Genomic DNA, 11,967 nt, shown 5'->3' on the forward strand with positions numbered 1-11,967 from the left:
CCCAGCAGCTTCCTTCATCGCCACGCCCGCATCAACCAGCTTTGCTAGCCGATCCCCAAACCGAACACAATCCTCCGAAAACGACACGGTCGCCGCAACCTCTCAAATCGAGAGTGTTGCGACGACCGCGCGAACCCGCCCACCGCGAGGCCCGAGACGCTTTTGCGTCTGCTCGGCAAGGTAGCGCTAGGCGGACACCGCCGCGGTGATGTCGGTGGCCAGCCCGGCACCCGCCTGCAGTTCACGGGTCTCGCCGCTGAATCGGTTGCGCAGCTCGACCTTTCCGTCCGCCCAGCCACGGCCGACCACGACGATCCAGGGCACCCCGAGCAGCTCGGCGTCCTTGAACTTCACCCCGGGCGACGCCTGCCGGTCGTCGAGCAGCACCTCGACACCCAGCCGGTCCAGATCGGCGGCCAGGGTGGTGGCGCCCATCCGCGCTTCGGCGTCCTTGTTGGCGATCACCAGGTGCACGTCGAACGGCGAAACCTCGGACGGCCAGCGCAGTCCGAGCTCGTCGTGGTGCTGTTCGGCGATGACCGCCACCAGCCGCGACACCCCGAGACCGTAGGAGCCCATTGTCAGCCGCACCGGTTTGCCGTCCTCGCCGAGCACGTCGACGGTGAAGGCGTCGGTGTATTTGCGGCCGAGCTGGAAGATGTGGGCGATCTCGATCCCGCGGGCCGAAACCAGCGGGCCGGCGCCGTCCGGAGACGGGTCGCCGTCGCGCACTTCGGCGGCCTCGATGGTGCCGTCGGCGGTGAAATCGCGACCGGCCACCAATCCGACGACATGCTTGCCGGGTTCATCGGCGCCGGTGATCCAGCTGGTGCCGTCCACCACCCGCGGGTCGACCAGGTAGCGAACATCGTTGTCCAGCAACGCTTTCGGGCCGATATATCCCTTCACCAGGAAGGGGTGTTTGGCGAAGTCGGCGTCGTCGAGCAGCGCGTACTCGGCCGGGTCGAGGGCGGCGCCCAGGCGCTTGTCGTCGACCTCGCGGTCGCCGGGCACCCCGATACCCAGTAGCTCCCAGTCGCCGCCCGGTTGGCGCACCTTGAGCAGGACGTTCTTCAGGGTGTCGGCAGCGCCGACGCGGCGGCCCAGGCCGGCTCCGTTGGCCCACTCGACCAGTGTCGCGATGGTCGCGGTGTCGCCGGTGTCGTGCACCACCGCCTCGGGCTGTCCGTCGATGGACAGGCTTTCGGGCCGCGCGGTGACCACGGCCTCCACGTTGGCCGCATAACCGGACTCCAGGCACCGCACAAAGGTGTCCTCGCCGATCGGGCTTTCGGCCAGGAACTCCTCGGAAGCAGAGCCGCCCATGGCGCCGGAGACGGCGGAGACGATGACGTAGTCGATCTTCAGTCGACCGAAGATCCGCTGGTAGGCCTCGCGGTGTGCGTGGTAGGCGTTCTTGAGGCCGGCGTCGTCGATGTCGAAGGAGTAGGAGTCCTTCATGACGAATTCGCGGCCGCGCAGGATGCCGGCGCGTGGCCGGGCCTCGTCGCGGTATTTCGTCTGGATTTGGTAGAGCGTCAGGGGAAAGTCTTTGTAGGAGCTGTATTCCCCTTTCACCGTCAAGGCGAAGAGCTCCTCGTGGGTCGGGCCGAGCATGTAGTCGTTGCCGCGGCGGTCCTGGAGCCGGAACACGCCGTCGCCGTACTCGGTCCACCGGTTCGTGGTCTCGTAAGGCGCGCGCGGCAGCAGGGCCGGGAACAGGATCTCCTGGCCGCCGATGGCGTTCATCTCTTCGCGCACGACTCGCTCGATGTTGCGCAGCACCCGCAGCCCGAGCGGCAGCCAGCTGTAGAGGCCCGGCGCGATCGGCCGGACGTAGCCGGCGCGGATCAACAGCTTGTGGCTGGCCACTTCGGCTTCGGCGGGGTCGTCGCGCAGCGTGCGCAAGAACAGCTCGGACATCCGGGTGATCACAGCGCGCAAGCCTAACTGCGACCGTCAGCAGACGCAGAATCGCACGATTTCACCCGGTCGGAATGCGACTCTCTGTCTGCTCGCGGCGGTGATGGCGATGGGCGGGCTAGAGCTCGCCGGCCTCGATGGCGTCCTTGACTTCCTGCGCGTGCGCCACCTGCTCAGCGGTGTAGCCGATCAGCAGCGACACCCCACCGACGATGACGGCCACGCCGGCCACCCACAACAATCCATACGTGTAACCGTGGTCAAGGGCATGTAACTGGGCGGCGTTCATGTTCTTCACCGGGCCGTTGGTGCCGCCCAGGTACAGCGTGCGCGACGTGATGACGGCCTGGATGACAGCGAGAACCACTGGGCCACCGAGGTTTTGCAGCATCAACGCGATCGCCGAGGTCGGCCCGATCCGGTCGAAGCCGACGCCGGCGATCGCCGAGAGCGCCACCGGCACGCCGATCACGCCGATGCCGATACCACCGACCACGACCGGCACGATCAGGTTAGGGAAGTACGGCATGCCGCCGTTGAACGTCGACCCGTAGACCATCGCGCCGACCACCAGAGCTCCGCCGGCGATGACCAGGACCCGCGGCTGGAAAAGCGGTACCAGTTGCGAGGAGGCAGCCATACCGATGCCCACCGCGATCGCGAACGGGATGAAGCCGACACCGGCGCGTAACGCGCTGTACCCCATGATGTCCTGCACATACAGGCCAATCAGCACGGTCAGCGTGAACATCACGCCCCCGGCCAAGAAGATGGCCGCGAAGGTGGCCAGCCGATTGCGGTCGAAGAACAAATCGAACGGCACGACCGGGTTCTCGGCTGAGCGCTCGACCCACGCGAAACCGATGAACGCGATCAGCGCCAGTCCGGCCGAACCCAGTGTGGTGAACGAGATCCAGCCCGCCTCGGGTCCCGTCGAGAAGGCGAAGACGGCGGCGGTGCAGGCCAAGGTGGCCAGCACGGCGCCGGCAGCGTCGAGCTTCATCCGCTCGCGGTTGGTTTCCCGCAGCGCGGTGCGGGCCAGGTAGATCATCAACAGCCCGATCGGCACGTTCACCAAAAATGCCAGCCGCCAAGACACCTCGGTCAAGGCCCCACCGACCACCAGACCCATCACCGAACCGATACCCATCATTGCGCCGAACACCGCGGTGGCGGCGTTGCGCGCCGGACCCTTGGCGAACGTCGTAGCGACCAGTGCGAAGCCGGTCGGCGAGGCGATCGCGGCGCCCACGCCCTGGAGCAGCCGGGCGGTCACCAGCGTGGCGTCGTCCCAGGCGATGCCGCACAACGCCGACGCGATGGTGAACAGCGTGACGCCGACGATGAAGGTCCGCTTGCGACCGATGGTGTCGCCGAGGCGGCCACCCAGCAACATGAGACCGCCGAAGGTCAGCACATAGGCGGTGATGACCCAGCTGCGGCCCGCGTCAGACAAACTCAGCTCGTTTTGGATCTTGGGAAGCGCGACGATCGCGATGGTGCCGTCCATGGTCGCCATCAGCTGCATGCCGGCGATGGCGATGACCGCGGCGAAGAACCGCCGGGTAGGCAGCCACGTCGTGGAAGTTTTGGTCGAAGAAGACTCGGCGGTCTTTTCCGGGTGCGCTGGGGGCATGTGAACTGCTCGCTCCGAGTGTTCAGTAGTCCATCTTTGGACAGCCCGCTCTGCATCGTTGAGAGCCGTCATAAGAACTTACCCTACAGTAATCTTAGGGATCTTTTAAATGCCGAATGCGGCCACAGAACCGATCACGATGATCGCGGGAGGTCGAATGCCCTCCGCACGGATCTTCTCGGGCGCGTCGGCCAGCGTGGCCCGCAAAGTATGCTCCGCGGCCGTCGTGCCCTGCTGCACCACTAGCACCGGCGTATCCGCAGGTCGGCCCCCTTTTAGTAAGACTTCGACGAAGAGTTCGATGCGCTCGACGGCCATCAGCAAAACGATGGTCCCGGTCATTGCGGCCAATGCATCCCAATTCACTAACGATTCGGGGTGCCCCGGCGCGACGTGCCCGCTGACCACGACGAACTCGTGGTTGATCGAACGGTGGGTAACCGGGACGCCGGCCGATGCGGGCACCGATATGGCACTGGTCACACCGGGCACGACCGTCACGGGGATGCCGGCGTCCACGCAAGCCAGCAGCTCCTCGTAGCCGCGGGCGAACACGAACGGGTCTCCGCCTTTGAGACGCACGACGAACTGACCGGCCCGGGCCCGCTCGATCATCACCGCATTGATCGCGTCCTGTGCCATCGCCCGCCCATAAGGAATCTTGGCGGCGTCGATCACTTCGACGTGCGGGGGCAGCTCGGCGAGAAGTTCCGCTGGCGCCAGCCGGTCAGCGACGACGACGTCGGCCTGCACGAGTAGTCGCCGCCCCCGCACGGTGATCAGTTCCGGATCGCCGGGTCCGCCGCCGATCAGCGCCACCCCGCCGCGGACCACGTCGGTGCTCTCGAAGCTCTCCAGGGCGATCACACCCTGCTGCAATGCCTCGCGGATCGCCGAGCGGACGCCCGCCGAGCGGCGATGCTCGCCACCCGCCAGGACTCCGACCGACAGGCCCGCGTAGTCGAACGACGCCGGGGTCACCGCGCTGCCCTCGACAGCGATGTCGGCGCGGACACAGAAGATCCGACGTCGATCCGCTTCGGCCAGCACCGCGGCATTCACCTGCGGATCATCGGTGGCCGCGATCGCGTACCACGCGCCGGCCAAGTCGCCATCGTGGTAGTCGCGCAGCGACAACGCGATTCCGCTCATCGCCTCGACCGAGCGGGTGGCACTGCGGCTGATGACGTGCACGTCGGCCCCGCTGGCCACGAGTAACGGGAGCCGGCGTTGCGCGACGCTGCCGCCGCCGATCACCACGACCTTCTTCCCGGCCAGCCGCAGCCCGGCCAGATACGGATTCTCCGATGCAGTCACCATGCCGGGCTACCCGCTTCCAGCCCGCAGCATCGGCACATGCGGGACGCCGTCGTCGAGGAAGTCGTCGCCGTCCCGAACGAATCCGTGCTGGGCGTACATGTCCGCCAGATATACCTGAGCGTTGATCCGGCACGGGTAATCGCCGACCTCGGCCAGTGCCGCCCGTAACAGCCGGGTGGTGTGGCCCTCGCCGCGCGCGCTGCGTTTCGTGCACAGCCGACCGAGCCGAAACACCTTGTGCCCGCCCGCGTGTTCTTCCATCAGTCGCAGCGTGCAGATCACTTCGCCGTCGGGGGTTGCCAGCCAGAAGTGGCGTGTTTCGGCGAGCAGGTCGCGGCCGTCGAGTTCGGGGTACGGGCAGGCTTGTTCGACGACGAAGACCTCCACCCGAAGTTTGAGTAGCGCGTAAAGGGTTGGAACGTCAAGGTCTTTCGCCCAGGCGCGGTGCAACGCGACGGTCATGAATCTCCCAAACGCAGCGCCTTGTCGGTCCACGAACGCACCTCCTCGAACAACACCGGCTCTTGGGACAAGGTCGCTCCCAGCGACGGCACCATTTCGTTGAGCGTGGGCAGCCACGCCTGATGGCGGGCGGCAAAGCAGCGCTGCAGCACGCCGAGCATCACCGACACCGCGATCGACGCTCCCGGTGACGCGCCGAGCAGGCCGGCGATGCTGCCGTCGGCGGCCGTGAGCACGGTGGTGTCGAATTCGAGCTTGCCGCCTCGGCGCCTGTCGCGCCGGATCACCTGCACCCGTTGGCCGGCGGTGATCAGCTTCCAGTCGGAATCCACTGCGCTGGGAGCGAATTCGCGTAGCGCCTCGACCCGGCTGGGCTTCGACTGCCGCAGCTGGCCGATCAGGTAGCCGACCAGTTCCAGCTGGCTGACCCCTGCCCCGATCACAGTTGCCAGGTTGCCCGGCCGGACGGATCGCGGCAGATCGCTGAAATGGCCGTGCTTGAGGAACTTCGGCGACCACCCGGCGAACGGCCCGAACAACAGCCACGGCTTGCCGTTCACGATCCGGGTGTCCAGGTGCGCCGCCGTCATACCCGGCGCACCCGGGGCCGGCGGACCGTAGACCTTGGCTCGGTGTGCCCCGGTGATCGCGGGATTGCCGCTGCGCAGGAATCGTCCTCCGATCGGAAAGCCGCCAATGCCCCTGGCTTCCGCGATGCCGGATTTCTGCAGCAACGGCAACGCCTGCCCGCCCGCGCCGACAAAGACGAATTTGGCGTTCAGTTTGCGATGCTCACCGGTACGGCGGTTGCACACGATCAGCGCCCAACGGCCGTCGCGCTGACGGGACAGGTCGCGGACCTCGTGGCCGAACAACACTGTGGTGCCGTTGCGCAAGCCGTAGCCGATCAACTGCCGGGACAGCGCGCCGAAGTCGACATCGGTACCGTCGGCGGCCCAGTTGAGCGCGATGGGTGCAGAACGTCCCGAAAAGTCGCGCTTGGCAGCCATATACGGCAGCCGGCGCGCGAATTCGTCGGCGTCCTCGATCCATTCGACCCGCTCGAAGAGTGGATTACCGGCCAGCGCCTCGCGGCGGCGGCGCAGATAGTCGACGCGCTCGGCACCTTGCACGAAGCTGACATGCGGAACCGGATTCACAAACCCGCGGACGTCCGACACCAGGCCGTTGTCGGCCGCATAGGCCCAGAACTGCCGGGTGACCTGAAATTGCTCGTTCACCCGCACCGCTTTGCTGATGTCGATCGAACCGTCCGGCAACTGCGGCGTATAGAACAGCTCGCAGAGCCCGGCATGCCCGGTGCCGGCGTTGTTCCACGGGCCGCTGCTCTCGGCTGCGGCACCGTCGAGCCGTTCCACCACGGTGATCGACCAGTCCGGCTCCAACCGGCGCAACAGTGCCGACAATGTCGCGCTCATGATCCCGGCTCCCACCAGCACGGCGTCGACCTTCGAGGTTGTCTTTGCCTGCGGGCCTGCCACCGAGCTGATCGTCCTTTGCACTTGATCCAGCTGTACCGATGGCCAGGTTATCTCGGGCGCGCCTGACCCGCTGTTCTGCGATCTCCAAACGGCCACGCCTTAAGCTGGCTTTCGTGACTGGCTGGCAGCCCGATGTCCTGCCCGGCTACTGGCAACTCACCATCCCGCTGGGTGACGACCCCGACGGCGAGGGCGACATCGACGCGACGCTGCTGCGCCGTGGCGACCCCGCGCCGGGCGCCGACGCGGTGCTGGCGGTGCACGGATACACCGACTACTTCTTCCACACCGCGCTGGCCGACCACTTCGCCGGCCGCGGGTTCGCCTTCTACGCGCTGGACCTACGTAAATGTGGGCGGTCGTCCCGTAGCGGTCTGACCCCGCACTTCACCACGAACCTGGCGTACTACGACCGCGAGCTCGACCGCGCGCTGGAGATCATCGGTGCGGAGACCCATTCGGCGCGGGTGCTGGTGTACGGCCATTCGGCCGGCGGCTTGGTCGTCGCGCTGTGGCTCGACAGGCTGCGTCGTAGACGCAGCAGTGGCACCACCACCAGGAACCGAGTGGCCGGCCTGGTACTCAACAGCCCGTTTCTGGACCTGCCCGGCCCGATGCCGCTGCGCTGGCCGCCGACGAGGGCACTGATCGCGGCGATCGCGCGCCTCGGCGACAAGCGGGTGGCGCGCGCCCCCAACGAGAGCGGCGGCGGTTACGGGGCCAGCCTGCATCGCGACTACCACGGCGAGTTCGACTACAACCTGCAGTGGAAGCCGTTGGGCGGCTTCCCTATTACGTTCGGCTGGCTGTCTGCGGTACGAAACGGTCAGACAAGGCTGCACCGCGGTCTCGACGTCGACGTGCCCAACCTGATCCTGCGCTCTGACCACAGCGTGATCGAGAGTTCGGATGCGAGCGCCCTGGAATGCGGCGACGCGGTGCTCGACGTCAAACACATCGCGCGCTGGGCCGGCTGCATCGGCAACAGCAGCACGATCGTTCCGGTGGCCAATGCCAAGCACGATGTGTTCTTGTCGATGTCAGAGCCGCGGCAGGTCGCTTACCGGCAGCTGGACACCTGGCTGGACGATTACCTGGGCGCGGCCTCCAACGTCGCGTCGGCGAACGGCTGAAGGGCTACCGGATGGAAAGCTACGACCTGGCGATCATCGGAACAGGTTCGGGCAACAGCATTCTCGACGAACGCTACGCCAGAAAGCGAGTCGCGATCTGTGAGCAGGGAACGTTCGGCGGAACCTGCCTCAACGTCGGCTGCATCCCGACCAAGATGTTCGTCTACGTCGCCGAGGTCGCCGAAACAATCCGCGCCGCAGCGCGTTACGGCATCGACGCACACATCGACCAGGTGCGTTGGGACGACATCGTCTCACGCGTGTTCGGGCGCATCGACCCGATCGCGATCGGTGGCGAAGACTACCGACGTGCGGAACCCAACGTCGACGTCTACGACAAGCACACCCGGTTCGCCGGAGTTCAGTCCGACGGTCGATATCTGCTGCGCACCGACGGAGGCGACGAGTTCACCGCCGAGCAGGTGGTGATCGCCGCGGGAGCGCGACCGGTGATCCCGCCGGCCATCCTCGACTGCGGGGTGCGCTACTACACCAGCGACGACGTCATGCGCATACCGGAGTTACCCCGGCATCTGGTCATTGTCGGAGGTGGCTTTGTGGCATGTGAATTCGCGCATGTCTTCTCCGCGCTCGGTGTCCGCATCACCCTGGTGATCCGCGGCGGTGCATTGCTTCGGCATCTGGACGACACGCTGAGCTCACGATTCACCCGCATCGCGTCGTCCAAGTGGGCAGTGCGTAGCCACTGCAACATCATCGGCTCCCACCAGGACAAGTCGGGCATCGTGCTGGAACTCGACGACGGCTCCGAACTGCAGGCCGATGTTGTGCTGGTGGCGACCGGTCGGCGCCCCAACGGCGATCTGCTGGATGCCGAAAAGGCCGGCATCGATCTCGACGACCGCCGGGTTGTCGTCGACCAACACCAACGGACCACTGCGCGTAACGTTTTCGCGCTGGGTGATGTGTCGTCGCCCTATGAACTCAAGCATGTGGCCAATCACGAAGCGCGCGTCGTGCAGGCCAACCTGCTTCGGGACTGGGACGACACGGCTGCAATGCTCGCCACAGATCACCGCTACGTCCCGGCCGCCGTGTTCACCGATCCGCAGGTCGCCAGCGTCGGGATGACCGAGAACGAAGCCGTCGCAAAGGGTTTCGACGTGTCCTGCAAGATCCAGGACTACTCCGACGTCGCCTACGGCTGGGCCAGCGAGGACACCGTCGGCATCGTGAAACTCATCTCCGACTCCGCCAGCGGACTATTGCTCGGCGCGCACATCATGGGACACCAAGCTTCGGCGATCATCCAGCCGTTGATTCAAGCGATGACCTTCGGTCTGACTGCGGACGAGATGGCACGCGGTCAGTACTGGATCCATCCGGCGCTGCCGGAGGTCATCGAGAACGCGTTATTGGGACTGTCAGACTGAGCTGGTCAGGCGGCGCTGCTCGACGATCGACCGCCAGGCTTGCTGTCGATCGACCACAGGTGACCACACTCGGGGCATTGCAGGTGCAGTAGCCAGCCCTGATTGCTCAGCAGGAACTGCCAGTGGGCATCGCAATTGCGGCTGATCTGGCACTCGCCGCAACCGATGCCGTGGTTGCATTGTGGGCAATTGAACCAGGCCCGGCGACCCCGGTCAGCAGTGGGATCAATCGGGAACACGGCCGGCCACCCGGTCGGGAAGCACTCCGGCGGCCACTAGGTCGTCGTAGATGCGCTGCTGATCGGCGTCAAGGCCCGAATACAGCATCGTGTACGCACGATCCTCCTGGGCCAGCACTTCCACCGGGTCCCAGTCGTCCCCGATCGCCTCTAGGACGGCGGCCCGGCGGCGTGCCTCGTCGAGGGTCAGGTCGTATGCGAATGGCAGATGACCAGGCTCAACGCTCATTTGGGTTCTCCCTGTGGCAAAAAAGTCGATTTGGCGTATCAGGGTCGGTGGTACCGGTCCCGGCCAGCAATGGCTTCCGTCACATTCGGCGGTTGAGATTGGTCACAGTCTTCCCAGCCGGGTACCGGTGGTGATGACGCCGTAGGCGCAATGCGCGGCGTTGTTCGCGTTCACCACTGGGGCGGCGCGGCTCCTCGGCCGAAGCCCCACGTCGACTGTCCCAGTCTTGGTTTGCGCTGGTCCTCGGTGTGATGATGGTGAAAACGTTGCGCCAGTATCGGCTCGGCGTCGGTTCCCTGCATCAGCGCCAGGCACGGGCTGCTGAATTGGCACATCTGGCAATGCGGGGCGAAGGTCGGGTAGATCGCCGGACTATTGGACATGTCGATTGCCTCGGCACCAATCAAAGTCGGAACCAGGTTGATTTCGGCGCGACTACGGCGGATGTGGGTTCGCCGCAGTAAGCCTGCAGTGCGTTGCCCGACGCGGTTCGTGTCGTCTATTCGCGCCGTGCGGGCCAACAACCGTCTGTGCTGCGGGATTGACCGGCCACCACCGCTGGGCTCGCTTTGACGGACCCGAAACGACGCAGCGGTTGCGGAACGATCGGCGGCGGGTGGATCAACTGGGCCGCTGATGCGAACCTCGTTGTGGATCGTGCCCGAGATCTCCATACCCAGGTATTCCTGCTCCCAGGCCCAACACGCGGCGACCGCCGCCTCGTCGCGGATCAATGCCTCCGTTTCCTGCCAGTCGTCGACGATCTGGTGGCGGACGACCCAGTACTCGTCGGCGGCGTCGACGGCAAGCAGGTCGATCCGACACGTGTAGATCACCGCGGATCCATCGGGGGTCATCAACCCGCATTCCGGGTCGCGCGGGTCGGGCACAAGTGCCTGGACGTCGTGGTCGATCTTCACCGGCGCGAAATCATCAACCGTGGTCGCCCACACGTCGTAGGAGTCGAGCAGCGCCGCCGCGCTCTCCAGCGCGTGCGTCTTGCCGCCATCGCCGAGCGCACGGTGGAGGGCCTTGTGTACCAGCGATTGTTTCAACGCATGTGCCCAGTCCCAGGTACCCGGGTAGTAGTAGGCCGCGAGCGCGTCCTTGAGCGGCGCCGTCAAGGCCGCGTCGACTGCGCCGACGGGCGCAAGACCACGGCGACGCGGCGACGCGAAATCCCACTGCCGACGGCAACGTTTGAATTGGGCACGGTCATTCTCGGTCACCCGATAGAGCATCAGGTGACCGGGCGCTCAGTGGACAGATGGCCAAGGCCCTGGCTGTACATGATGTCGTCGCGACCGGGCGGATCGCCTCGATCGCCCGGTCGCTTCAGGATAGCCCCGCCGCCCGGCCACACCCAGAGCGCGCAGTCGCCGCGACTATCCGTCGGTCCTGTCCGCTTCGCTCCCCCGGCGGCCCACGCGGTGTAGAACGGTGCTCATGGGCCTCTCAGGTGACAGGGCTCCGAGAACGTGGCGGTGATCAGCCGTGCATGAGCTTTCGTTGTGCGAAGCCATCGCAGGGGTGGTCAGACCGTACGCCGACGGTCGCCACGTGGACGTCGTGCGGGTCAGGATCGGCGCGCTTCGCCAGGTGGTTCCCGACTCGCTGTCATTTTGCTGGACGCTGCTCCGAGACTATGAGGACATGCCCGACGCCGAGTTGGAACTCGAGTTTGTCACCGCCGAGGTGCGCTGCCGGTGCTGCGGCAACGAGTCGGCGATCACTTCGCAGTGGTCATTGCTGTGCCCGCGTTGCGGGAGTGCCGACGTCGAGGTGCTGCGCGGCAACGAGTTCTTGGTGACGTCATTGGATGTCTCGTGAAAGGTGCTGGCAATGGGTAGATTTCACCGGCACGATGACGGAACCGTGCATGCCCACGAGCATGGCGATCACCTGCATGCCCATGCCCGTGATCATGGCGATCACAGCGGTTATCACACCGGCACTCAGCGTGTCGACGTGCTGGAGTCGATTTTCGCCGAGAACGATGTCCGGGCCGGATTTAACCGAAATGCATTTGAGGACAACTGTGTTCGTGCGATCAACCTGATGAGTTCCCCTGGCTCCGGCAAGACGACGGTATTACAGGCCACCCTCGACGAACTCGCCGGCGAGATCGC

At 65.7% G+C, this 11,967-nt stretch carries 10 protein-coding genes and 1 pseudogene; 4 read left to right on the forward strand and 7 right to left on the reverse strand.

Going from position 1 to position 11,967, the window contains the following annotated elements:
* Positions 1–186: 186 nt before the first annotated feature.
* The 5 genes from VGG53_RS01950 to mqo all read right to left on the reverse strand — a co-directional run bounded on the left by VGG53_RS01950 (position 187) and on the right by mqo (position 6,843).
* Positions 187–1,935, reverse strand: coding sequence for a proline--tRNA ligase (locus tag VGG53_RS01950; protein WP_331516298.1), 1,749 nt, complete (start codon positions 1,933–1,935; stop codon positions 187–189).
* 106 nt (positions 1,936–2,041) lie between these two features.
* The gene (locus tag VGG53_RS01955) at positions 2,042–3,559 is read right to left on the reverse strand and encodes an MFS transporter (RefSeq protein ID WP_414688856.1); all 1,518 of its coding nucleotides are present in this window, start codon (positions 3,557–3,559) and stop codon (positions 2,042–2,044) included.
* A gap of 105 nt (positions 3,560–3,664) precedes the next feature.
* Complete coding sequence (cobA, locus tag VGG53_RS01960; protein WP_331516300.1) at positions 3,665–4,876, reverse strand: uroporphyrinogen-III C-methyltransferase; 1,212 nt, start codon at positions 4,874–4,876, stop codon at positions 3,665–3,667.
* A 9-nt stretch (positions 4,877–4,885) separates the two neighbouring features.
* Complete coding sequence (locus tag VGG53_RS01965; RefSeq protein WP_331516301.1) at positions 4,886–5,341, reverse strand: GNAT family N-acetyltransferase; 456 nt, start codon at positions 5,339–5,341, stop codon at positions 4,886–4,888.
* A complete protein-coding gene (gene mqo, locus VGG53_RS01970) occupies positions 5,338–6,843 on the reverse strand; it encodes a malate dehydrogenase (quinone) (protein WP_331516302.1) in 1,506 nt (501 codons plus the stop codon). The genes VGG53_RS01965 and mqo overlap by 4 nt, the downstream gene beginning before the upstream one ends.
* Before the next feature lie 113 nt (positions 6,844–6,956).
* Here mqo and VGG53_RS01975 point away from each other — a divergent pair, with 113 nt between their 5' ends.
* Positions 6,957–7,976 (forward strand): alpha/beta hydrolase, encoded by a 1,020-nt coding sequence (locus VGG53_RS01975; RefSeq protein ID WP_331516303.1) that lies wholly within the window; start codon positions 6,957–6,959, stop codon positions 7,974–7,976.
* Between the two features lie 11 nt (positions 7,977–7,987).
* Positions 7,988–9,370: a mycothione reductase gene (mtr, locus tag VGG53_RS01980; RefSeq protein ID WP_331516305.1), complete on the forward strand. Its 1,383-nt coding sequence runs from the start codon at positions 7,988–7,990 to the stop codon at positions 9,368–9,370.
* Positions 9,371–9,595: 225 nt separating this feature from the next.
* Here the strand turns inward: mtr and VGG53_RS01985 are convergent, their stop codons facing one another.
* Both VGG53_RS01985 and VGG53_RS01990 read right to left on the reverse strand, forming a co-directional pair.
* Positions 9,596–9,838: a DUF6400 family protein gene (locus VGG53_RS01985; protein WP_331516306.1), complete on the reverse strand. Its 243-nt coding sequence runs from the start codon at positions 9,836–9,838 to the stop codon at positions 9,596–9,598.
* A 170-nt stretch (positions 9,839–10,008) separates the two neighbouring features.
* Positions 10,009–11,067, reverse strand: a complete 1,059-nt coding sequence (locus VGG53_RS01990) for a hypothetical protein (protein ID WP_331516307.1) — start codon at positions 11,065–11,067, stop codon at positions 10,009–10,011.
* Positions 11,068–11,332: 265 nt separating this feature from the next.
* On the opposite strand from VGG53_RS01990, the gene VGG53_RS01995 reads away from it, so the two are divergent.
* Both VGG53_RS01995 and VGG53_RS02000 read left to right on the forward strand, forming a co-directional pair.
* Complete coding sequence (locus VGG53_RS01995) at positions 11,333–11,668, forward strand: hydrogenase maturation nickel metallochaperone HypA (protein WP_331516308.1); 336 nt, start codon at positions 11,333–11,335, stop codon at positions 11,666–11,668.
* Positions 11,669–11,680: 12 nt separating this feature from the next.
* A pseudogene (locus tag VGG53_RS02000) lies at positions 11,681–11,967 on the forward strand (hydrogenase accessory protein HypB); the annotation flags it as partial.

The sequence above is a fragment of the Mycobacterium sp. genome, assembly GCF_036490025.1.
In the GTDB taxonomy this organism is placed as follows: Bacteria; Actinomycetota; Actinomycetes; order Mycobacteriales; family Mycobacteriaceae; genus Mycobacterium.